The organism is Streptomyces kanamyceticus, from assembly GCF_008704495.1.
Lineage (GTDB): Bacteria > Actinomycetota > Actinomycetes > Streptomycetales > Streptomycetaceae > Streptomyces > Streptomyces kanamyceticus.
Genome location: NZ_CP023699.1, coordinates 5,989,790 through 6,013,153, shown reverse-complemented (window position 1 = coordinate 6,013,153; position 23,364 = coordinate 5,989,790). Strand labels below are relative to the sequence as shown.

The window sequence follows — 23,364 nt, the reverse complement described above, 5'->3', positions numbered from 1 at the left end:
CTCGCCGCCGCGTCGGCTGAGCGATCGCCCGGGCCGCGGACCGGCCTCGGCTGGTCGCGCAGTTCCCCGCGCCCCCAAGGGGCGCCCCCCTCCTCCCACAGGACTTGACTCCCATGTTCCGTACCGCCCTGCGCAACGTGCTCGCGCACAAGGCCAGGCTGTTGATGACCGTGCTCGCCGTCATGCTCGGCGTCGCCTTCGTGTCCGGCACCCTGGTCTTCACCGACACCTTCGGCAACGCCTACAAGAACAAGTCGGCGAAGAGCTTCGACCACGTCTCCGTCGCCATCCAGCAGGACGGCGTCCCCGTCGACGCCGACAAGAAGCCGGGCCGCCTGACCGACGGCCTCCTGAAGAAGACCACGGCGCTGCCCGGCGCCGAGTCCGCCATCGGCGTCGTCTCCGGCTTCACCGCGCTCGCCGACAAGGACGGCAAGCTGGTGGGCGGCGAGTGGGGCACCACCGGCACCAACTTCTTCCCCGCCAAGGACGGCAAGGACCCGCGGTACGACTTCACCGAGGGCACGGGGCCGAAGTCCGCCGCCGACATCGCCCTCGACTCCCGTACGGCCGAGCGCACCGGCTACAAGGTGGGCGACACCGTCCGCTTCTCCACCGACGGCCCCGTGCACACCGCCAAGGTCAGCGGCATCTTCGACACCGACGACGGCAGCGTCGTCGCGGGCGGCAGCCTCGTCGTCCTCGAAAACAAGACCGCGCTCAAGGCGCTGGGCAAGAACGAGTACGACGAGATCGACGTCAAGGCCGCCGCGGGCACCTCCGAGGCCGCGCTCAAGTCCTCCGTCGAGAAGATCCTGCCGAAGGACACGGACGCCGTCACCGGCACCAAGCTCTCCGCCGACCAGGACGCGCAGATCGAGCAGCAGACCAGCTCCATGAGCCAGGTCCTGCTGATCTTCGCGGGCATCGCGCTCTTCGTCGGCATCTTCATCATCGCCAACACCTTCACCATGCTGGTCGCCCAGCGCACCAAGGAGCTCGCGCTCATGCGGGCCGTCGGCGCCTCGCGTCGCCAGGTGACGCGCTCCGTGCTCATCGAGGCGTTCCTGGTCGGCCTGGTCGCCGCCGTCACCGGCTTCGCCCTCGGCCTCGGCGTCGCCGTCGGCCTGCAGGCCCTGATGAACTCCGGCGGCGCCTCGCTGCCGGACGGCCCCCTGGTCATCGCCCCGACGACGATCGTCGCCGCGCTCGTGATCGGCGTGCTCGTGACCATGCTGGCCGCCTGGCTGCCGGGCCGCCGCGCCGCGAAGATCCCGCCGGTCGCCGCGATGAACAGCGTCCACGCGACGCCCACCACCCGGGGCCTCGTCGTCCGCAACACCATCGGCTCGATCATCGTCGCCCTCGGCACGGTCCTGCTGTTCAACGACGACAACTACGTGATGGCGGGCGGCGCGGCCACCATCCTCGTCGGCGTCATCATCCTGACCCCGCTGCTCTCCCGCCCGTTCATCGCCGCCTCCGCGCCGCTCCTGAAGCCGTTCGGCGTCACCGGCAAGCTGTCGCGCCTGAACTCGGTGCGCAACCCGCGCCGCACGGCCTCCACCGCCGCGGCCCTGATGATCGGCCTGACCCTCATCACCGCCATGACGGTCGTCGCGACCTCCATGGGCAGCGCCATCAACAAGATGGCCGCGGGCTCCATGAAGGCCGACTACAGCGTCTCCATGGCGAACTACCAGCCGCTGACCCCCGAGGTCCGCCAGAAGATCGACAAGCTCCCCGACGTCGAGGCGACCAGCCCGCTGCGCACCGCGTACGGCGAGGCCGACGGCAGCTTCACCAACGTCAGCGGCGTCGACCCCACCACGTTCGACAAGCTGGTCGGCCTCGACCTCACCAGCGGCTCGGTGGGCGCGCTCAAGGGCGACACCGCGCTGATCGACACGGACACCGCCAAGGACAAGGGCCTCACGACGGGCGACACCTTCCCGCTGAAGTTCGAGGACGACAAGAAGACGGTCGAGCTGAAGGTCGCGGGCGTCTACGAGAGCAACGAGATGCTCAACGGGCTCTTCACGCCGACGTCCGTCGTCGACCCGCACGTCACCAAGGTCGCCGACAAGCAGGTCCTGGTGAAGATGAAGGACGGCGCGTCGGACAAGGCCGAGGACTCCATCGTCAAGGTGCTCGGCGAGAACCCGGCCATCACCATCCAGGACAAGGACGCGATCAGCAACGCGGTCGCGGGCGGCATCAACATGGTCCTGAACATGCTGTACGGCCTGCTCGCCATGGCCATCCTGATCGCGGTGCTCGGTGTCATCAACACGCTGGCCATGTCGGTCTTCGAGCGCAAGCACGAGATCGGCATGCTGCGGGCCATCGGCCTCGACCGGGCGAAGGTCAAGCAGATGGTGCGCCTGGAGTCGATCGTGATCTCCCTGTTCGGCGCGGTGCTCGGCATCGGACTCGGCCTCTTCATGGGCTGGGCCGTGGGCGGCAGCATCACCGACGCGGTCTCCACCTACTCGATGGAGATCCCGGTCGGCCGGATCGTGATCTTCCTGGCCGTCGCCGCGGTGGTCGGTGTCCTCGCGGCGGTCTGGCCGGCCCGCAGCGCGGCGCGGCTGAACCCGCTGATGGCGATCAAGGCGGAGTAGCTCCGCTCGGGTGACAGGGGGAAGGGCCCCGGACGAGAGTTCTCGTCCGGGGCCCTTCACGTACCTGCGAAGACACAGCTATGAACGCCAGTCCCTGGCCCGCAGCGGCATCCCCGACGCCCCGCTCTCCGGAGTCTTGATCGCCAGGACCTGGTTGACCCCGATCCTGTTGCGCTCGAAGGCCAGCGCGGACGCCGCCATGTAGAGGCGCCAGACGCGGGCGCGGCCCGGTGAGGTGAGGCGCTGGCCCTCCGTCCAGTTCGCCTCCAGGTTGGCGACCCAGCCGCGCAGGGTGAGGGCGTAGTGCTCGCGGATGGCCTCCACGTCGCGCACCTCGAACCCGGCGCGCTCCAGGAGGTCCACGGTGGCTCCCACGGGCGCGAGTTCACCGTCGGGGAAGACGTAGGCGTCGATGAACTCGTCGACCGTGTACGCCGATTCGTCCTCCTGCGGGCGGCGCGCGATCTGGTGGTTGAGCAGCCGCCCGCCGGGCTTCAGGAGGGCGTGCAGATCGTGGGCGTACTCCAAGTAGCGCGTGGAGCCGACGTGTTCGGCCATGCCGATCGAGGAGATGGCGTCGTAGGGGCCGTCGCGTACGTCGCGGTAGTCCTGGACGCGGATCTCGATGCGGTCGGTGAGGCCCTCCTCCGCGATCCGCTTGCGCGCGTACGTGGCCTGCTCCTGGGAGAGCGTGACGCCGACGACGCTCACGCCGTGCTCGCGGGCCGCGTGGATCGCCATGGAGCCCCAGCCACAGCCGACGTCGAGCAGGCGCATGCCGGGCTTGAGGGCGAGCTTGCGGGAGATGAGTTCGAGCTTGTCGCGCTGGGCGTCCTCCAGGGTGCTCCCCGGCGACTCCCAGTAGGCGCACGAGTAGACCATCGAGGGGCCGAGCACCAGCTCGTAGAAGTCGTTGCCGACGTCGTAGTGGTGGCTGATGGCCTGCCGGTCGCTGCCCTTGGTGTGCAGGTGGAGCCTGCCGTGTCTGCGCATCTCCTCGGGCGGCGGGGACGGCGGCAGGAAGGGCGCGGAGAGGGCGACCAGGGAGCGGACCGCGGCGCGCACGCGCGGGTCGCGCAGGGACTGCCGCACGTTCCTGGCGTCCTCGCCGCGCTCCCAGATGAACTCGGCCATCCGGTCGAGGACCTCGTAGAGATCCCCGTCGACGTCCAGGTCCCCGGCCACCCAGGCGCGGGCGAGACCCAGTTCGCCCGGCTTCCACAGCAGGTGTCGCAGGGCGCGCCGGTTGCGTACGACCAGGGTGGGTGCACCCGGCGGGCCGGCCTCGGAGCCGTCCCAGGCGCGGATACGCACCGGCAGCGCGGCTCCCATGAGCTGCTCGGCGAGGGTCTTCAGCCGCAGTGCGGCGTTCTGCATGGCGCACACCTCCGTGATGAGATCGACCGGATCCCGGAACGGACCAACACCACGTAAACACCAAAGCCCCGGCTGCGCAGTCCCGTTGCCGTGTCACGGATCGGCAAAATAGATGCCCCCGGCATCTAGTTGCCACTGGGTACGCCGAAGGGGCCGCCCGCACCACGGATGGCGGACGGCCCCTTCGGGGTGGATCAGTGACGCGAGGTCAGGAGGCCTTGGCCTTCTCCTCGGCCTTGACCGCCGGAGCGGGCTCGGCGGCGACCGGAGGCTTCGGGGCGGGCTTGGCCGCCTCGTAGAACTCCTCGCGCGGGGCCTCCAGGGCACCGAGCGAGACGACCTCGCGCTTGAGGAACATGGCGAGCGTCCAGTCCGCGAAGACGCGGATCTTGCGGTTGAACGTCGGCATCGCCATGCCGTGGTACGCGCGGTGCATGTACCAGGCGAGACGGCCCTTGAGCTTGATCTTCATCTTGCCCATGACGATCATCGCGACGCCCTTGTGCAGGCCGAGACCGGCGACCGCACCCTTGTTGGCGTGGCTGTACTCCTTCTGCGGGAAGCCCCGCATGCCGGAGATCACGTTGTCGCCGAGGACCTTCGACTGGCGAAGGGCGTGCTGGGCGTTCGGCGGGCACCAGGCGTTCTCGTTGCCCGCCTTGCGGCCGACGAGGTCCGGCACCTGGGCGTTGTCGCCCGCGGCCCAGATGTAGTCCGTGCCCTGCACCTGGAGCGTGGCCTGGGTGTCCACGTGGCCACGCGGGCCGAGCGGCAGACCGAAGCGGGAGAGCGCCGGGTTGGGCTTGACGCCCGCGGTCCACACGATGGTGTTCGAGTCGACCTCGAGGCCGTTCTTGAGGACCACGTGGCCGTCCACGCAGGAGTCCATCGACGTCGAGAGGTAGACCTCGACCCCGCGGCCCTCCAGGTGCTCCTTGCCGTACTGGCCGAGCTTGGGACCGACCTCGGGGAGGATCTTGTCCGCGGCGTCGACGAGCACGAAGCGCATGTCCTCGCGCTTCACGTTCGTGTAGTACTTGGCCGCGTCGCGGGCCATGTCCTCGACCTCGCCGATGGTCTCCGCACCCGCGAAGCCACCGCCGACGAAGACGAACGTCAGCGCCTTGCGGCGGACGTCCTCGTCCGTCGTGGAGTCAGCCTTGTCCAGCTGCTCGAGGACGTGGTTGCGCAGGCCGATGGCCTCCTCGATGCCCTTCATGCCGATGCCCTGCTCGGCGAGGCCGGGGATCGGGAAGGTGCGGGAGACCGCGCCCATCGCGATGACGAGGTAGTCGAAGGGCAGCTCGTACGCCTCGCCCACGAGGGGGGCGATCGTGGCTACCTTGCGGTCCTGGTCGATGGTGGTGACCCGGCCGGTGAGGACCTCGGCCTTCGGCAGTACGCGTCGCAGCGGGACGACGACGTGCCGAGGCGAGATGCTGCCGGCGGCGGCTTCGGGCAGGAAGGGCTGGTAGGTCATGTACGACCGGGGGTCGACGACCGTGACGGTCGCCTCTCCGTAGCGCATCTTCTTGAGGATGCGCCGAGCTGCGTACAGGCCTACGTACCCACCGCCTACTACGAGGATCCTGGGACGCTCCGTGGTGCTCATGCCATCGAGTATCCACCTGCCCGCCGGGGGTCGCTCGTGCGCCCCTTCACAAGGTTGGGGACCCCCTCTGCTACACTTCGCCGCCCACGTGACGGAGGTCATGGCGCCGCAGGGGAACCACCGCGCCACGCGAGTCGTTGTCCACCCCTTGTGAGCTGCCCCTCTGGGCCCCCGCACGGAGTGGACCACCGGACCGCTTCACCCGCGCGACACACCCGCGAAGCACCCCGGTTACACCCCGAAGTGCCCCTGCGAGCCCCTTTCGGCGGTCGCGCACCCACGAACCTCGCCCATCAGGGCCGAATTCCTTGTGAAGAACTTCACGAACTTTTCCGACGGCGTGTCGTCGGGGGGCCTTCAGACCCCCCTCATGGGTCGCTCAGACGCTACAGGAAGCGCTCAGGCGTCTCCCTGAAGAGCGCTCAGGCGATGGACCAACCAATGCCATCAAGGATGTCGTGTTCCGAGACGACGACCTCGCGGGCGCCCACCCTGTCCATGATCGCAAGCAGCACCAGCGAGCCCGCCGCGATCACGTCGACGCGGCCCTCGTGCATCACGGGGATCGCCGCGCGCTCCTCGTGCGTGGCGTGCGTCAGGCGCTCCACGATCGCGCTGACCTGCTCGTAGGAGATCCGGGCGTGGTGGATCGCCGACGAGTCGTAGGCGTCGAGGTCCAGCGCGATGCCCGCCACCGTCGTCACCGACCCGGCGAGACCCACCAGCGTGCGGGCCTCCTTGAGCGGGACCGTGCGCTCGGCGAGGTCGAGGGCGGCCTCGATGTCGGCGCGGATCGCGTCGAGTTGCGCGCGCTCCGGCGGATCGCTGACGACCCCGTCGCGTACGAGGTGGCGCTCGGTCATGCGGACACAGCCGACGTCGACCGAGCGGGCCGCGTCCACGTGCTCCGTGCCCACCACGAACTCGGTGGAGCCACCGCCGATGTCCACGACCAGGTACGGCTTGGCGAGGTCGTCGCGGCCGGTCAATTCCTTGGTCGCGCCCGTGAAGGAGAACTCGGCCTCCTGGTCGCCGGTGATGACCTCCGGCTCGACGCCCAGGATGTCCAGGACGCCGCGGACGAATTCGTCGCGGTTCTCGGCGTCGCGGGACGCGGAGGTCGCCACGAAGCGGATGCGCTCGGCGCCGTGCTCCTTGATGACGGCGGCGTACTCGCGGCAGGCCGCGAAGGTGCGCTCAAGGGCCTCGGGGGCCAGGCGCCCCGTCCTGTCGACTCCCTGGCCGAGGCGGACGATCGTCATCCGCCGGTCCAGATCGACCAGCTCGCCCGTCGCCGGATCCGCGTCCGCCACCAGGAGGCGGATCGAGTTCGTGCCGCAGTCGATGGCGGCGACGCGCGTCATTCGGCGCCCTCGGCGGCACCCTCGGCGGCGCACGGCGTCACGCACGGGCCCTTGGCCCACCACTCGGGGAGCATCGCGATGGCCTCGTCGCCCAGCGGGTTCACGCCGGGGCCCGCGGCCAGCGAGTGGCCGACCAGGACGTGCAGGCACTTCACGCGGTCCGGCATGCCGCCCGCGCTCGGGAAGCCCTCCAGGACCTCGATGGCGTCGCGGCGCGCGATGTAGTCCTCGTGCGCCTTGCGGTAGGCCGCGGCGAGCTCCGGGTCCGTGGTGAGCCGCTCCGACATCTCCTTCATCACGCCGTTGGCTTCCAGCGTGCCGATCGCGGAGGCGGCCCGCGGGCACGTCAGGTAGTACGTCGTGGGGAACGGCGTGCCGTCCGGGAGGCGCGGGGCCGTCTCGACGACGTCGGGCTGTCCGCAGGGGCAGCGGTGCGCGATGGCCCGCAGGCCGCGCGGCGGGCGTCCGAGCTGCTGCTTGAAGGCCTCGACGTCGGCGTCGGTGGGTTCGGTGCGCTCGGTGGTCGGCGGGGGCGTGTGCATGCCTGTCTTTCCATGTCCGTGGGTCAGTCGTCGGGGCGGTCGGCCTTGTCGACGCCGTCCCAGACGTTCGAGTACCAGGGGCGCGTGGCCGCCCCCTGGTCCGCGCGGCGGCTCGTCGCCGCCGCGGGGTCGATCACGGTGAAGCCGGTCTCGCCCGGCATCACGTAGTGCAGCCGCTCGCGGATGCGCTGCTCCGCGTACGCGTCGTCCTGCCAGCGCGCCTTCTCGTCGCGCAGCCTCTCGACGTCCTCGTGACGCTCGGCCTTCTGCCTGCGCAGGTCGTCGATCTCGGCGCGCTGCGAGACGTACTGCCTTATCGGGTACGCGAGCGCGACGACGAGGGAGCAGAGCACGAGCGCGAGGAGCGCCGCGCGTCCGGTGAGGCGGGAGCGGCGGGCCTGGCGCTTGGTCTGGGAGCGGTAGACCCGCTCGGCGGTCTGCTCGCCGAGCAGCCGCAGGCGGGTCGCGGTGGAGAACCGGTCCTTGGTCCCGGCCTTGGCCATGGTTCCGCCTCCCCAGAGCAGCGCGTAAACGTACGTACGTCCCCGCACACGGTACGGGACCGGGTGCGGGGACGCTTCGCTTCGCTACGCCTTTGCTCTCTATTCAATTCCTTGGATGCAAAGCACGTAACTACGTGCCTACGAGAGCTCAGCCCTTGAAGCGCGGGAAGGCGCTGCGACCGGCGTAGACGGCCGCGTCGTCGAGGATCTCCTCGATGCGGAGCAGCTGGTTGTACTTGGCGACGCGGTCCGAGCGGGCCGGGGCGCCGGTCTTGATCTGACCGCAGTTCACCGCGACCGCGAGGTCGGCGATGGTGACGTCCTCGGTCTCGCCGGAGCGGTGGGACATCATGCACTTGAAGCCGTTGCGCTGGGCCATCTCGACGGCGTCCAGGGTCTCGGTCAGCGAACCGATCTGGTTGACCTTGACGAGCAGGGCGTTGGCGGAGCCCTCCTCGATGCCGCGGGCCAGGCGCTCCGGGTTGGTGACGAAGAGGTCGTCGCCGACGATCTGGACCTTGTCGCCCAGGCGCTCGGTGATGACGTTCCAGCCGGCCCAGTCGTCCTCGTACAGCGGGTCCTCGATGGAGACCAGCGGGTACGCGGAGACGAGCTCCTCGTAGTACTCGGTCATCTCGGCGGCCGAGCGGGACTTGCCCTCGAACTCGTACTTGCCGTCCTTGTAGAACTCGGACGCGGCGACGTCGAGCGCGAGGCCGATCTGCTCGCCGGGCACGTAACCGGCCTGCTTGATGGCCTCGATGATGAGGTCGAGCGCGGCGCGGTTCGACTCCAGGTTCGGGGCGAAGCCGCCCTCGTCGCCCAGGCCGGTGGAGAGGCCCTTGGTCTTGAGGACCTTCTTGAGCGTGTGGTAGACCTCGGCGCCCCAGCGAAGGGCCTCGGAGAAGGACTCCGCGCCGATCGGGGCGATCATGAACTCCTGGATGTCGACGTTGGAGTCGGCGTGCGACCCACCGTTCAGGATGTTCATCATCGGGACGGGCAGCAGGTGCGCGTTCGGGCCGCCGAGGTAGCGGAACAGCGGCAGGTCGCTGGCCTCGGAGGCGGCGTGCGCGACGGCGAGGGAGACGCCGAGGATGGCGTTGGCGCCGAGCGAGCCCTTGTTGTCGGTGGCGTCCAGGTCGAACATGGCCTGGTCGATCAGGCGCTGCTCGGTGGCGTCGTAGCCGACGAGCTCCGGGCCGATCTGCTCGATGACGGCGAGGACGGCCTTCTCGACACCCTTGCCCTGGTAACGGTTGGGGTCACCGTCACGGAGTTCGATGGCCTCGAAGGCACCGGTGGAGGCACCGGACGGAACGGCGGCACGACCCGTGCTGCCGTCGTCGAGGCCGACCTCGACCTCGACCGTGGGGTTGCCTCGGGAGTCCAGGATTTCCCGGGCTACGACGACGTCGATGGACGGCACGAGCATCTCCTTCTGGGATGTGACGCATTTACGCGGGGCCGCTTCAGCCCTGCGTCTCACGAGCCTAACGGGCTCCGGGGCTTCGGCCAGCCGACCGCCCGTCCCGTGGGACGGGCGAGGGCCCAAATACCCGGGAAACAGGACGGAAGCCCGCGTTCCTACTGACCGGTAGCTCGCTAGGGGCGAACACGGCCGAGGCCGGGCACGGGGGTGGCGGCGGGGCGGCGGCACCCGGACATGGCCCCGCCCCGGTGCGTACGGGGGATACGCGCACCGGGGCGGGGAGCCCGTGGGGACGGGGTGGGTGGCCGTGCGTCCGCCGAGGCACGGCCGGGCCGGGCCCTTGAGCGGGGCCCTGCCGAGAGGCCTTGGCTGACTAGCTGAGGTGCAGCTGCTGGCCGGGGTAGATGAAGTCGGCGTCGTCGATGATGTCGCCGTTGAGCTTGTAGACCTTCTGCCAGCCGCCCTTGACCTTGTGCGACTCGGCGATCTTGGACAGGGTGTCGCCGGACTCGACCTTGTACTCGCCGTCGCCCTTCTTGACCGTCTTGCCGGTCGGGGTCTCGACGGTCTTCTTCTTCGTGGTCTCGGTCTGCGGCGCGGGCTGCGGCTTCGGCGCGGCCTGCTGCTGCGGGGCGGCCTGCTGCTGCGTCTTCTGCGGCTGCGGCTTGGCCTGCTGCTGCGGGGCCTGCTGCTGCGAGCCGCCGCCACCGTTGTACGCGGCACCGGAGAGACCGACGCCACAGCTCGGCCAGGCACCCTTGCCCTGGCCCGCGAGGACCTTCTCGGCGATCTCGATCTGCTGGGCCTTGGAGGCCTTGTCGGCGGTCGGCGCGTACTTCGTACCGCCGTACGCGGCCCAGGTGGACGGCGAGAACTGCACGCCGCCCTGGTAGCCGTTGCCGGTGTTGATGGACCAGTTGCCGCCGGACTCGCACTGGGCGACGGCGTCCCACTCGGCGCCGGTGGCGGCGGAGGCCGAACCAGCGGCCATCAGCGGGGCCGCCACGGCGGCACCGGTGACACCGGCGAGCGTGACGACACGGGTGGCCTTGGACGGGCGGCGGTGCTTGCCCTTGCTGGAAAACAGCATGAGTTGATCCCCTCACCGACGCCTGCGAGGTGAGCTGTCGGGTTCGGGCCAGTGAAGTTGCCCGGCCGCACTTCCTTGAGTGCGACTTAACCCCTAGCCGTTTCCCTCCGTCTCACGACCGCTCAGCCTGTCGGCTGCTCGGCCCTTCAACGGTCGGTCCCGGCACTTACCTTGGGTCCCCCGCTCCTGCCTACGGCGCTCAAAGCGACGACTGTTCCCGTCCGGCCGTTGGCAGGATTCGGCGTACCGACCGGCGGGGCCCACCAGTGGCGAGCGGTGACGACCGTAGACATGCGATCGCCGGAATTTCAAAGACGATCAGGGCTTCTGAGACCCATCTCTCACTCGCGCCAAACCGGACATACGACGCGAAGACCCCGCCCGACTCTTCGTCAACTTCCCTTACTTTTCGCCCAAATCGAGGCTCTGACCGGGGAGAATGAGGTCCGGGTCACCGCCGACGGTCCTCTTGTTCTCGGCGTAGAGCGTGGGCCAGCCGCCGTCGACGTCGAGGTCGTCCGCGATCACCGAGAGGCTGTCGCCGGAGCGGACCGTGTACGTCCCGTCGGCCGTCTTTCCGGAGCGGTCGCCGCCGCGCGAGGCGTGCCGTCCCGTGCGGTCCTTGCCGTCGCCTCCGGAGGGCCGCTCGTCGGCGCTGTCGCCTCGGTGGCGGCCGGGGGCGGAGTCGTCGGAGGGGGCGGTGGAGTCCTCGGGCGCGGGCGAAGTGGCGTCCTTCTCTCCGGACTTGCCGGAGTCGTCGGAGTCGCCCTTGCCGTCCGTCTCGCCCTTGCCGTCTTCGCCGCCCTTGTCCGGCTTGTCGTGACCCTTGTCTCCCGACGCGTCGGTCGGGTCGGAGGAGTCGGAGGGGTCAGCGGAGTCAGACGGGTCGGCCGAGTCCGAGGGCTTCCCCGAAGGCTCCTCGGAGGGCTTGCCCGAGGGCTTCTCGCCGTTCTTGCCCTTACCGCTGCCCTTCCCGTCGGATCCGCTCGGCCCCGAGGGGTCCGCGGAGTCCGAGGGAGCGGGCGTCATCGGCGCACCCGGGTCCACGTCGGCGGCCGCGCCGTCGTCGGTGAGACCCGCGATCGGGGCGCAACTCGGCCAGGCCGCCGGGCCCTGGTCGTCGAGAACCTTCTCGGCGACGGCGATCTGCTGCGACTTGGACGCCTGGTCGGCGCTCGACGCGTAGTCGAGGCCGCCGTAGTTCTCCCACATCTCCTGGGAGAACTGGATCCCGCCGTAATACCCGTTGCCCGGGTTGGCGCTCCACGAGCCGCCGCTCTCGCACTCGGCGAGCTTGTCCCACGTCGCGGTGTCGGCGGCGCTCGCGCTGGTGGCGCCGAGCAGCGGGATGGCGATGGCGGATCCGGTGACTCCTGCCGCGACGATGAGGGCCGGGGCTTGGCGGGGGCGTCGGTGACGACCATTGCCGGAGAGCATGCGGTTGCCTTTCACGAGACTATTGCGGCGACTGGGGCACCGGGTGCCCGAGTCGACGTGAACGTAGTCGCACTCGAACGCTTGTCACAAGTCGATGCAGCGGAGATCACGTGAAAGTCACAGTCTTGACAGACCGTCAGCTGAGGCTCAGTCGAACACCGTTCTCTGTGCGGCTGCGAACTCCACGGGCAACGTCCGCAGTCCCCGCATGATGAGCCCGCCACGCCACCGCAAATCGGCAGGATCCACCGCGAGTTGCAGGTCGGGAAGTCGGCGCAGCAGTGTCGCGAGGGCGGTCTGGCCCTCCAGACGGGCGAGCGGGGCGCCCAGGCAGTAGTGGATTCCGTGCCCGTATCCGAGGTGCTGGTTGTCACGCCGGGACAGATCGAGGGTGTCGGGGTCGTCGAACCGAGCGGGGTCGCGGTCAGCGGCCGCGAGCACCACCAGGACGGGATCGCCCGCGGCGATGTCCTGCCCGCCGACGGTCAGCGCCTCGGTGGCGAACCGCCACGTGGCGAGCTCGACGGGCCCGTCGAAGCGCAGCAGTTCCTCCACACCGGTCTCCAGGAGCGCCGTGTCCCCCTCTTCCAGCGCCCGCTGCAGCCGCTCGCGCTGCTCGGGGTGGGTCAGCAGCGCGTACATGCCGTTGCCGATGAGGTTGACGGTCGTCTCGAACCCGGCGAAGAGCAGGATGAAGGCCATCGCCGCTGCCTCGTTCTCCGTGAGGTGCTCGCCGTGGTCGGAGGCACGGATGAGACCGGAGATGAGGTCGTCGCCCGGGTCGAGGCGCTTGCGGTGGATCAGCTCGGCGAGATAGCCGCGCATCTTCTTCACGGACCGGGCGACACCGCCCCGCGGCCCTCCCCCGTGCCGGATCATCATGCCCGCCCAGTCGCGGAAGTCGTCCTGGTCCTCGCGCGGGACGCCGAGCAGGTCGCAGATGGCGTAGATGGGGAGCGGGAAGGCGAACTCGTGGATGAGGTCGGCTTCGCCCTTCTCCACGAAGGCGTCGATGAGGGCGTCCGTCAGCTCCTGCACGCGCGGCGCGAACTCGGCGACGCGGCGCGGCGTGAACGCCTTCGACACGAGCCGCCGCAGCCGGGTGTGGTCCGGCGGGTCGATGTTGAGCAGGTGCGTCATGAGGTTGGCGCCGCGCTCGCCCGGGATCCCGGTCTTGCTCCGCGCGTGCGCGGGCTCGTCGTGATGCGCCGGATTCTTGCTGAGCCGCTGGTCGGCGAGGGCCTGCTTGGCGTCCGCGTACCGGGTGACCAGCCAGGCGTCCACCCCGCTGGGGAGCGTGGTGCGGTGCACGGGCGAGTTCTCGCGCAGCCAGGCGTACGCGGGGTAGGGGTCGGTGGCGAACTCCCAGGTGAAGAGTTCTGGCCCCTGGGCCGCTGACGGGATCTGCTGGTCGTCCGTGGGCACGGACGGGGCGGGCTTTTCGGTCACTCCTTGACGGTATCCGGACCCATGCCGGGTCCCGACCGCAGGTGAGCGAGGGTCGCGGCGGCCCGCTCGTCGCCCTGCTCGGCCGCGCGCGCGAGCCAGCGCCCCGCGCGCTCGAAGTGCAGCCGGGCCAGCGCGCTCGCCGCCCAGCGGCTGCCGTCGGCCGCGGCCAGCTCCATGTACCGGGTGGCTTCCGTGTACTCGCCGAGCTCCACGAGGTCCTGGCCGACGGTCAGCGCGTTGCCCCGGTCGAGCTCCACCACCTTGCCGTACCAGTGCTTGGCGTCCGTCATGTCCCCCGCGCGGCCCGCGAACTCCCCGAGGGCCCGCATCACGTGGACGTCACCCGCCTCCCCACGCGCCCGCAGGTCGGACCTGGCCGCCGCGAGCAGCGCCTCGTGCTCCGCGGGCCGGTGCTCGCGCGCGCCATCGAGCATGCCCCACCAGACGTACTGATCCGCCATCGGGAAGTCCGGCGCGCGCAGGGCGTCCGCGACCAGCGTGCCGCACGCCCGCCACGTCTCCTCTTCCTCTCCCGGTACCAGCAGTCCGGCGACGCCGGTGCGGGGCGAGGCGGCCCACGCCAGCGCTTGCACGTACGCCTCGTCCGTCATCGCCTCCGACTGCTCCTCGTACTCGTTCGCCACCGCTACGAACGCCTCCAGCGGCAGCGCCTCGGTGATCCCGTGCCGGGCGAAGTCGATCGCGGCGCGCACCAAGAGGTAGCCGAGCCGCCGCTCCCCCGCGCGCCGCGCCCTGCGCCACTCCTCCCACAGCTCGGGGCCGAGCGCGAGGAACTGCGTGATGCCGAGGCCTCCGCGCCACCGCACCGCGTCCGCGAGGCGCGGGTCGTCCACCGTCGCGAGCCGCGCCAGCTCCGCCTCGCTCCACTCGGTGGGGACCTCGACGGTCCTCGCGACGCTCAGGACCCGGGCGGCCGGGTGGTGCCCGAAGCGGTGCTTGTCGTACGCCTCGTCCCGCATCGTCGCGAGGACGAGGACGCGGTCCTGGGTGAGCTGGGCGAGTACGCCGGGGGTGCCGGGCTCCGCGAGGTGGCCGTCGAGGTCGTCGAGCCACACCACGTGGGCCGCCGTGGTGTCCCGGCCCCTGAGCTGGTCGGGGAGGCCACGCAGGTCCGCTCCCCCGCGCGCGAGGAAGACCCGCGCTTCCTCGGCAACGCTCGCCCGGAGCGCCGCCCACGCCGTCGACGTCTTTCCCGCGAAGGGTTCGCCCGTGACGATGACGAGGCCGCCGTGGTGCACGGCCTGCCGCAGCAGGACGGACAACTCGTCGTCGCAGTCCCTGGCGACGTATGGCGGCAGGCCCTGCTCTCCCGCGAACCGGCGGGCGGGACGCACGCCGAAGCCGAGGCGGCGCAGCCCCCCGACGCGGGGCCAGCCGTCGGCCGCCGCGGGAGCCGTGGGGGACGCCGCCTCCTGGTGGATCGTGACCGAGCCGATGGACCCCGCCATCACGGCGTTGGCGACGGTGCCGCCGGAGATGGCGTTGGCGACCGGGGTGGGGCTTTCGCCGGGTTCCGGAAGTCCCAACGTGGGCAGCAGTTCGCGGAGTTCGCCCGCCAGCTCCGGGAGCTCGACGAGTCTGGTACTCAGCCGATGGCTCCAGGACAAGTGGGTCTCGGTGGCGGTCAGCTCCCCCGCGGCCAGCAGGCGCTGGTCCCTGGCCAGCAGCCCGGCGAATCCCCCGCGCACGCCCGCCCGCTCGAAGCAGTCCCGGAAGCGGGGCTCCATGAGGGGCCAGTCCCGCGACCGCATGGCCGACACCAGCACCCCCGCCACCGAAGCCGCCAGCTCCTCCAACTCCCGCTCCACGCAAGCCCCCTGGGATCACACCGCCGTAGGGAGCAACGGTACTAAGCCCCCGCCCCCTCAACCGCCCGCACCGCGTCCCGGTAAGCCCGCGCAGCGACCCGCAGCGCCGCCTCCGGGTCCACGCCCGCCGCCTCGGCCCGCAGCGCCAGCGCGAGCAGCTCGTAGCCGACGCCCTCGCCCGTCGGCACCGGCACCTCAAGTCCCGCCGTCCGCACCCGCGATGCCAGCTTCGCCGCGAACGCGAGGCCCGGCTGGCCCAGCGGGATGCCCTCCGTCACCGACGTGCGCTGCTTCTCCACCGCCTTCATACGGAGCCAGTGCGCCTTCACGTCCTCGGGGGTCTCGGCCGAGTCGTCGCCGAAGACGTGCGGGTGGCGGTGGATGAGCTTGTCGACGATGCCGCCCGCGACGTCGTCGATGGAGAAGGGCTCGTCGTCCTCGTCCGGGCCGCCCTCCTCGGCGATCCGCGCGTGGAAGACGACCTGGAGCAGGACGTCGCCGAGCTCCTCGCGCAGTTCGTCCCTGTCCCCCTCCTCGATCGCCTCGACCAGTTCGTACGCCTCCTCGATCGCGTACTTCGCCAGGCCCTTGTGGGTCTGCTGCGAGGACCAGGGGCATTCGTCGCGGATCCGGTCCATCACCTGGACCAGGTCGAGCAGGCGCGCGCCCGGCAGGTCGTACGAGGCGGGGAGCAGCTCCAGGTCGGGCATGGCGATGCGGCCCGAGCCCGCGAGGCGCGCCAGGCCGTCGGTGAGGGGGCGGTCTCCGTCGGCGGTGGCGATCACGAGCACCGTGCGGCCGCCCGCGCAGGCGTCGACCAGCTCCTGCGCGGTGGGCGCCGCCTGCTCGACCCGCACGCCCGCCTCCCGCAGATACGGCAGCTGCGGGTGCGTCGCGTCGGCGCACAGCACGTCGTCGGCGCCGTGCAGCGCCTGCCAGGCGGGCCAGGAAAGCAGCCCCGGCGCGACGCGGTGGCTGGTGGTCAGCAGGATGACGCGGCCGACGGACTCGTCGGAGGGGTCGGACGCGTCGGCCGGGGGCGTGGTCTCGGTGGCGTTCACCTGTCGAACGTAACCCAGCCCACTGACAGGACAGCCGGGGCGGACAGCGCGGACGGGGCCGCCAGGCCCGCTACGCCTGCTGGTCCGGGGCCGGGGCCCCCGCGTCCGTGACCTCGCGCACCCACGGCGTCTTGGCGTCGGCCCGCTTGTTCTTCTCCACGTCCCAGGTGCCGTAGCGCGGGTTCAGGTCGATGTCGAGCTTCTTGGAGGCGGTCGAGAGCGACTTCCAGAAGAGCGCCTGTCCGTCGGGCGTGTTCATGTCGGCGCCGAGCTTCTTGGCGAGCTTCTGGGCCTCGATCTCCGTGCGGAAGCTGTCGTCGAGGCGGGCGGGGGCGACGCCGTACTGCTGGAGCCAGCCCTGTTCGAGGGCCTTGCGGCCGCCCGCCTGCTGTTCGAGACCGGCCCGCATGGTCTGGATGTCGCGGCGCGTGACGCTCGCCCCTGCGTCGGTGGCCGCGCGGTGCAGGACCTTGTCGAGGACCATCGTGTGCAGCGTGCTGCGGGTGAGGCCGCCGGACTTGGCGATGGCCTGGGTGTACTGGGCGTCGTCCGGGATGGCGGCCCGCTGCGCGGCGCGCACCTCGTTCACCCGGCCCTCCAGCTGCGCGACCGTGATGCGGTCGCCGCCGACGACGGCCGCGGCACCGGGGTGCGCCTCGCCCCCGCAGGCGGTGAGGAGGGGGGCCGCGGCGATCGCGGCCGCGGAGAGGATGAGCGCTGTGCGACGACGGCGGTGCAAGGAAGCCTCCCGTTTGGAGATTGTGCGGCGGTGCACAAAGTCTTGCGGTGATCGATGGTAGGCAGTGGGCGTCGTCCCGGCCAGCCATTCGACACCTATTCGACCAACGATTTCCCGGGAGTTGGGGCACCCCCGACCCCACCGTACGAGCGTCAGCCGCGCACTTGTCCGAGCCACTGCAGGGTGCGCCGGACCTCCGCGGGGAAGGGGTGCCCGGGGCCGTGCAGCAGTTCCGCGTCGTGCAGCAGGCGCGCGAGGGTGTCGTGGGCGGCGGGGCGGTCGCCGAGGGCGAGGAGCAGCTGGCCGATGCGGCGGCGGATCTCCAGGGACTGGCGGCGGTCGTCCGTCGCGTAGTGGTTCTCGTAATAGGGGAGCAGCGCGCGGTACTCGGCGAGCGCCGCGGCGGGTTCGCCGAGCTGCTCCAGGCACTGCGCCGCCTCGTACCTGAACTGGAGGGAGTGCGGGTCGGCCTGCCCGGACTCGGCGGCCCGCTCGTCGGCCAGGCGCCGCAGCTCGGGCAGCGCGCGGCGGTACTGGCCGTCGTCCATGAGCGTGGCGGCGTACTGCTTGCGCAGGGTGCGTACGACGGGTGAGTGCTCGCCGTGCTGGGCGGCGGCGGCAGGCAGGATCGCGCCGAGGATGTCCACGGCCTGGGTGATGCGGCCCTCGCCGAGGAGGCGCTTCACGTCGTCGACGGCGCGGGCGACGTCCTGCTGGGGCGGTGCTCCCGGCGGGCCCTGCGGTCGCGGCGGCAGGTCGGGGGCGGGCGCGGGTGTCGCGGCGCGGTCCGGCCAGGGCGCGTGCGGGCGCAGGAAGGGGCGGGTGGGGTCGAGGGGGCGGCCCGAGGGGATGCCGCGCGCGGGCAGCAGCGGGGCCAGTTCCTCGTAGACCTCCTGGGCGCTGGCGTGGCGGTGCTGCGGGTCCTTGGCGAGCAGCCGCAGGACGAGGGACTCCAGGGCTTCGGGTACTTCGGGGCGCAGGCGGCGGACCGGCAGCGGCGGTTCGTAGAGGTGGCGGTGCAGGACGCCGAGCGCGGTGGATCCGACGAACGGCACGTCGCCGCTGAGGAGTTCGTGCAGGAGCACGCCGAGGGCGTAGAGGTCGGTGTAGGGGCCGACCGCGCCGCCCATCGCCTGTTCGGGCGCCATGTACGCGGGGCTGCCGATCGGCGAACCGGTGTGGGTGAGGCGGGTGGTGTCGGTGTCCATCACCGAGGCGATGCCGAGGTCGAGGATGCTGAGGGTGCCGTCCTGCTTGACCATGACGTTCCGCGGCTTGAGGTCGCGGTGCACGATCGGCACGGCGTGCACCGCGGAGAGCACGGCGCACAGCTGGGCGGCGACCGCGACGGCCCACTGCCACGGGTAGGGGTCGTGCTCGGCGAGGTGGTCGCCGAGGTCCGCGCCGTCGACGTACTGCATGACGAGGAAGAGGGCCCCGTCCTCGGCGGGCTCGGTGCCCGCGTCGTGCACGGTGACCAGGCCCGGGTGGTCGACCTGCGCCGTGACGCGGCACTCGCGCACGAAGCGGCGGCGCAGCTCCTCGGCCTCGGCGCCCGCGACCCGGTCGGGGCGGAGCAGCTTCACCGCGACGCGCCGGTCCAGGCGCTGGTCGTACGCCGTCCAGACCTGGCCCATGCCGCCCTGGCCGATGAGCGTGGAGAGTTCGTAGCGCCCCGCGACGACGCGGCCGCCGGTCCCCGTGCCGGGTACCACGGTCAGCTGCCGCCTTCCTGCTTGCGCAGATAGTCGCTGAGCTCGTCGAGTTCGGCGCGGACCTGGTGGATGCGGGCGGGGGCGGGTGCTTGCGCCGGAGCCTGCTGGTACGGCGGCGGGTAGCCGTAGCCGGGCTGCGCCTGCGGCGGTACGTAGCCGGTGGGCGGCCGCTGCCGGTACCGGCTGAAGTGGCGTATGTCCGCGTACAGGTAATAGGCGACCACGGCCAGCATCGTGCAGAGCAGGATCACCATGCCCGTGTTGCCCGGGCCCTCGAAGTCCTCCACGCCCTTGTCGATCCCGACGAGGGCCAGAGCCAGGACGTCGAGCGCGACGACGAGGCCGAAGAGGACCCAGTCGTACGCCTTGCGGGTCACCAGGGCGAGGCGGAGCAGCGCGGCCCAGGCGAGCATGCCGCACGACACGACCGCGAGGGCCACGAACAACACGCGCAGCGTCACGGGCGAGCCGCCCGAAGGGGGCGGCGGCGGTGGTGGCGGCGCGTAGCCGTGGCCCTGCATGGCTGCTCCTGGTACGTGAAGAAGGGCTGGTGCGTGAAGAACGGGGTGCGGAATTCGGGTGCGGATTCGAGCGTATAGGCCGACCGCGGGAAGCGGTCCCGGGTTGTACCGAACCGTTGTCGTCCTGGTCACGCGCGCGCGGCGGGTCCCGGTTGCGGCACCGCTCGCGCCACTCGCCTCACTCGCCTCACTCGGGCGGAAGCGTGCCGTCCGTCAGTCCGTCGTGCAGACCGCGCACCAGCCGCTCCCCGAGCCGGCCCGCCAGGCGCAGGGCGTCCTCGAACGCGGCGAGCTCGCGGAAGCGCTCGCGGTAGCCGTGCTGGCCCGCCAGCGGCAGGCGCGGCAGCTGGAGGCGGCGTACGTCGAGCCTGGCCGATGTGGAGGCGTAGCTGCTGGCCTGCCGGTGGTTGGCGGTGGAGCGCAGGAACCCGGCGAGGAACCACGGGTCGAGGGCGTCCTGGTCGGGGCGGAGCAGGACGAGGCCGCGGCCGAGCGCGGCGCCCGCGGTGCTCTCGTCGACGACGCGGGCCGCCGCGCCACCGCCGAAGAGCGGGACGACGACGTCGCCGGGCTCGGTGAGCACGGCGGGCTCCTCGGCCGTGCCATCGTGGCCGGTGCCGGACGGCGCCGTGCCCGCGAGCACGTCGTGGTCGGTGAGCACGGGCGCGCCCGCCGGACCGGACCCGGTGCCGGTGTGCAGCGAGAGGGCGCCCGCGCGGGCCAGCTCGCCGACGGTGGTGAGCGGCCGGGGCGCGGCGTCGCCCCCCTGCGCGGCGCCGATGTCGCGCGGCGCCAGGTCCACGGCCCGCCGCAGCGCGTCGCCGAGCCCTTCGCGTACGGTCGCGAGCTCCGCGCTGCCGCCTCCCGCGGCGGGCGGCGGCAGCCTGCGCGCGGGCGCCAGGTCGACCTCGTCGTCGAGGAGTTCGAGCACGGGCACGGCCCTGGCGGCGCCGGGCCGCGCCTCGACGGTGCCGTGCCGGTCGAAGCCGTGCCAGAGACCGAGCACGGTGTCCTGCACGGCGGGCCACAGCTGCTTGTCCCTGCCGTCGGCGGCGAGCAGTCCCGCCGCCTCCACCAGGAGCAGCTCGGGCGCCGGGTGCGCACCGGCCACCGGCCTGCGCAGCACCCAGACGTGCAGGGGCAGGTTGTAGGGGGGCGCCGCCCCCGCGGGCAGCGCGATCACCGCGCGCAGCGCGCCCCTGCGCAGCAGATCCGCGCGGATGCGGCGGCCCGAACGGCGTGACGCGGCGGCGGGCGGCATCAGGAGCACGGCGGTGCCGCCGTCGACGATCCTGGCCAACGCGTGCTGGACCCAGGCGAGTTCGGACTCGGCGCGGGCCGGGAAGCCGTACTCCCAGCGGGCGTCGTAGGCCAACTCGTCGTGGCCCCAGTTGCGTTCGTTGAACGGCGGATGGCAGAGCACCGCGTCGGCCCTGCGCTCCTCGTAGGCGTCGGCGCGCAGGGTGTCGCACGCCATGGTGCGCACGGTCGCGTCGGAGTTCAGGGCGAGGCGCAGCGCGGTGAGCGCGGCCAGGTCCGGCGCGCTGTCCTGGCCGTACAGGTACTGGTCGGGGCGCGGCGCGACGGCGCGCAGCAGGGCGCCGGTGCCGCACGCGGGGTCGAGCACGGTGCGGGCGGGTCCTGCGATGCGGGCCATCAGTTCGGCGGGGCCCGCGGGGGTGAGGGTGTACTGGCGCGGGTTGGCCTCGGTGTGCCTGCCGAGGAGGAACTCGTACGTCCGCTGGGCGCCGAGCTCGGCCGCGAGCTCGGCGACGCCGCGCAACAGCGGTACGGACGGCAGGAGTTCGGCGGCGTCGGGGATGCGCACCGCCCGCCTGCGGCGCACCCCGAAGCGCATGGTCACCACCTCGTCGAGCTCGCCGGGCAGGAGCTGCGCCATCCGCTCGTCCGACACGGCGCTGACCGCCAGCCAGGCGGACGGCCTGTCGCGGACCAGGAGGAGGGCGCAGCCCGCGTGCAGCAGGGCGGTGCCGGGGCCCGCAGGGTGTCCCGCGAGCCGCTGCCAGACGCGTTCGCGCGGCGGGACCTCGACGAGCTTGCCCTGGGCGCGCAGCCACCGCTCGACGTCGGCGAGCGCGAAGGAGGGGCTGGTCTCGGTGCCGCCGACCGGCTTGGGGAAGTCGCCGTGCCTGCGGCGCCAGTTGCTGACGGCGGCGCGGCCGACTCCGGCGAGCCGGGCGATTCCGGCGGCGGTCACCTCGGTGACGTCGTCCCGCGGCTTCATCTGGCGGCTCCCCTTTGATGCCCTGATGCCCTGTGACGCGCGGGGCCAGTCGCGCGGGGTCGAGCATACCCAGCGAGTGGGCGCACGGGTTGCTTCACGGGCGTTAACCCATGATTCACACTTCATCATGTTGACTCGGTTCACACGCTCCTGCTCTGATGTCCTTCACCGAACGACTTCCCTGGGGGATTCCCATGCGTCAGCTTCAGCTTCAGCTTCAGCCCTTGCGTGCCCGCCGTACCCGCCGTACCGAGATCGCCGCCGTCTGCCTCGCCGCCGCGGCGACCGTGGGCCTGTCGGCCTGCGGCACCGAGACGGCGAAGACGCCGGACAAGGACCGGGTCGCCGCCGCGAAGCCGAAGGAACCGTTCGCCGGGATGTCCGGCGGCGAGATCGCCGAGAAGGCCATGAAGACCACCGCGGACGCCAAGTCGCTGCGCATCTCGGGCAAGGTCACCGACGAGGAGTCGGGCGGCCTGATGTCGATGGACATGGCCCTGGACACCGGCGGCACGTGCGCGGGCACGATGGGCATGGGCGATCAGGGCTCGATGGAGCTGATCATCCCGGGCAGCACGACCGCCTACCTCAAGTACGACGAGAAGTTCCTGCGCGCGCAGAGCAAGGGGGAGCCCGCGGCCGACGTGCAGGCGGCGGTGGACATGCTCGCGAACCGCTGGACGAAGACCCGGACGACGAGCGCGGACGCGAAGGAGATCGCCGCGTTCTGCGACCTCGACACCCTGCTCGCCGACTTCAAGGGCGGCTCCGTGGCCCGCAGGGGCGGCACGACCACGGTCGAAGGCACCCCCGCGATCAAGCTCACCGAGAGCAGCGGCAAGGAGAAGTACACGGTCTACGTCGCCACGAAGGGCGCGCCGCACCTCCTGCGGATCGACACGGCGACCGGCGGGGGCAAGCCGGAGACGCTGACGTTCAGCGACTACGACAAGCCGGTCAAGGCGACGCCGCCCACGGGTGACGTCGTCGACCTGGACAAGCTGGACTGACTCAGCTGGACTGACTCAGCTGGGCCGGCTCAGAGCGTGTGCCGCACCCAGACGTTCGGCTCGACGTACACGCCGTAGCCGCGGGCGAGTTCACAGTGGACCGGCACCAGCGCGCCGGGCACCTCGACCTCGCCCTCCGCGTCGAACGGCAGCCCCGTCCACTCGCGCCACTGCGCGGTCGACCCCGACACCGTCATGGACGCGTGCGCGACCTTCTCGATGACGCCGCCCGCCCGCACGTGCACCCGCAGCCACGGGTCGTGGGGCAGACCGTCCTCGCGCGTGCGGTACGCGTACTCGTCGATCGGCGCGGCCGGTTCGCGGTGCTTGGCGTTGGGGCGCACGGGCGCGACGACCTCGGTGAAGCCGCGGGCGCGGGCGTTGTCCCGCATGGCCGCGAGCATCCGCCCCGAGACCCCCTTGCCGCGTGCCGTCTCGTCGACGGTGATCTCGATGGCGCTGACCGTGTCCGTCTCCTTGCCGTGCCGTAGATCGGAGAAGGCCCACAGCAGGACCTGGTCCCAGCCGCCGTCGGGCAGCTCGCCGCCCTCGCGGGCGCGCAGCGCGAGGGGCACGCTGAAGCCGCGGGACACGACCTTGCCGTCCTGGTCCGTGGCGACCAGGACGTACTCCGGGAGGTCCGCGACGATCCTGCCGATCAGGGACCAGCCGACCGGGTCGTGCAGGATGAACTCGGGCCAGTCCTCTGCCATGTGCCAGAGCGGCCCGGCGAGGTCGGGCCGTTCGGCCAAGGTGGTGATCTTGAGGTCCATGTGCCGCACGGTATGCGCTTCGCTTGGGAGCGGCTATTCAT

General features: G+C 71.5%; 18 protein-coding genes and 1 riboswitch. Of the genes, 2 read left to right on the top strand and 16 right to left on the bottom strand.

Features of this window, described 5'->3' with window-relative positions; genetic code table 11:
* Positions 1-113 precede the first annotated feature (113 nt).
* Complete coding sequence (locus CP970_RS25810) at positions 114-2,624, top strand: ABC transporter permease (protein WP_055545440.1); 2,511 nt, start codon at positions 114-116, stop codon at positions 2,622-2,624.
* 78 nt (positions 2,625-2,702) lie between these two features.
* Here the strand turns inward: CP970_RS25810 and CP970_RS25805 are convergent, their stop codons facing one another.
* The 15 genes from CP970_RS25805 to CP970_RS25735 all read right to left on the bottom strand — a co-directional run bounded on the left by CP970_RS25805 (position 2,703) and on the right by CP970_RS25735 (position 21,540).
* A complete protein-coding gene (locus CP970_RS25805) occupies positions 2,703-4,001 on the bottom strand; it encodes an SAM-dependent methyltransferase (protein WP_055545437.1) in 1,299 nt (432 codons plus the stop codon).
* 208 nt (positions 4,002-4,209) lie between these two features.
* Complete coding sequence (locus CP970_RS25800; RefSeq protein ID WP_055545435.1) at positions 4,210-5,613, bottom strand: NAD(P)/FAD-dependent oxidoreductase; 1,404 nt, start codon at positions 5,611-5,613, stop codon at positions 4,210-4,212.
* Positions 5,614-6,035: 422 nt separating this feature from the next.
* On the bottom strand, positions 6,036-6,977 hold the full coding sequence (locus CP970_RS25795; protein WP_055545433.1) for a Ppx/GppA phosphatase family protein: 942 nt from the start codon (positions 6,975-6,977) through the stop codon (positions 6,036-6,038).
* Positions 6,974-7,519, bottom strand: coding sequence for a DUF501 domain-containing protein (locus tag CP970_RS25790; protein ID WP_055545431.1), 546 nt, complete (start codon positions 7,517-7,519; stop codon positions 6,974-6,976). Before CP970_RS25790 ends, CP970_RS25795 begins: the two co-directional genes overlap by 4 nt.
* Before the next feature lie 23 nt (positions 7,520-7,542).
* Positions 7,543-8,022 (bottom strand): FtsB family cell division protein, encoded by a 480-nt coding sequence (locus CP970_RS25785; RefSeq protein ID WP_055545430.1) that lies wholly within the window; start codon positions 8,020-8,022, stop codon positions 7,543-7,545.
* 148 nt (positions 8,023-8,170) lie between these two features.
* Positions 8,171-9,457, bottom strand: coding sequence for a phosphopyruvate hydratase (gene eno, locus CP970_RS25780; RefSeq protein ID WP_055545429.1), 1,287 nt, complete (start codon positions 9,455-9,457; stop codon positions 8,171-8,173).
* Positions 9,458-9,827: 370 nt separating this feature from the next.
* Entirely contained in the window at positions 9,828-10,544 is a 717-nt protein-coding gene (locus CP970_RS25775) for a LysM peptidoglycan-binding domain-containing protein (RefSeq protein WP_150493974.1), read from the bottom strand.
* A 4-nt stretch (positions 10,545-10,548) separates the two neighbouring features.
* A riboswitch (cyclic di-AMP (ydaO/yuaA leader) is annotated at positions 10,549-10,752 on the bottom strand.
* Positions 10,753-10,946: 194 nt separating this feature from the next.
* Positions 10,947-11,981, bottom strand: coding sequence for a transglycosylase family protein (locus CP970_RS25770; protein WP_055552693.1), 1,035 nt, complete (start codon positions 11,979-11,981; stop codon positions 10,947-10,949).
* Between the two features lie 147 nt (positions 11,982-12,128).
* Positions 12,129-13,406 (bottom strand): cytochrome P450 family protein, encoded by a 1,278-nt coding sequence (locus tag CP970_RS25765; RefSeq protein WP_107099050.1) that lies wholly within the window; start codon positions 13,404-13,406, stop codon positions 12,129-12,131.
* Positions 13,407-13,426: 20 nt separating this feature from the next.
* On the bottom strand, positions 13,427-15,259 hold the full coding sequence (locus tag CP970_RS25760) for a hypothetical protein (RefSeq protein WP_150493972.1): 1,833 nt from the start codon (positions 15,257-15,259) through the stop codon (positions 13,427-13,429).
* A gap of 41 nt (positions 15,260-15,300) precedes the next feature.
* Complete coding sequence (locus CP970_RS25755; RefSeq protein WP_055552700.1) at positions 15,301-16,320, bottom strand: nucleoside triphosphate pyrophosphohydrolase; 1,020 nt, start codon at positions 16,318-16,320, stop codon at positions 15,301-15,303.
* 70 nt (positions 16,321-16,390) lie between these two features.
* Positions 16,391-17,059 (bottom strand): SurA N-terminal domain-containing protein, encoded by a 669-nt coding sequence (locus CP970_RS25750; RefSeq protein WP_150493970.1) that lies wholly within the window; start codon positions 17,057-17,059, stop codon positions 16,391-16,393.
* A 152-nt stretch (positions 17,060-17,211) separates the two neighbouring features.
* Complete coding sequence (locus CP970_RS25745) at positions 17,212-18,774, bottom strand: serine/threonine-protein kinase (RefSeq protein WP_150493968.1); 1,563 nt, start codon at positions 18,772-18,774, stop codon at positions 17,212-17,214.
* 2 nt (positions 18,775-18,776) lie between these two features.
* Positions 18,777-19,295 (bottom strand): hypothetical protein, encoded by a 519-nt coding sequence (locus CP970_RS25740; protein ID WP_055550102.1) that lies wholly within the window; start codon positions 19,293-19,295, stop codon positions 18,777-18,779.
* A 187-nt stretch (positions 19,296-19,482) separates the two neighbouring features.
* Positions 19,483-21,540, bottom strand: a complete 2,058-nt coding sequence (locus tag CP970_RS25735) for an N-6 DNA methylase (protein WP_055550100.1) — start codon at positions 21,538-21,540, stop codon at positions 19,483-19,485.
* Between the two features lie 224 nt (positions 21,541-21,764).
* Between CP970_RS25735 and CP970_RS25730 the strand changes: the two genes are divergently transcribed.
* On the top strand, positions 21,765-22,550 hold the full coding sequence (locus tag CP970_RS25730; protein ID WP_317987167.1) for a hypothetical protein: 786 nt from the start codon (positions 21,765-21,767) through the stop codon (positions 22,548-22,550).
* A 29-nt stretch (positions 22,551-22,579) separates the two neighbouring features.
* On the opposite strand, the gene CP970_RS25725 is transcribed toward CP970_RS25730, so the two are convergent.
* The gene (locus CP970_RS25725) at positions 22,580-23,323 is read right to left on the bottom strand and encodes an N-acetyltransferase (protein WP_055550108.1); all 744 of its coding nucleotides are present in this window, start codon (positions 23,321-23,323) and stop codon (positions 22,580-22,582) included.
* Between the last annotated feature and the right edge of the window lie 41 nt (positions 23,324-23,364).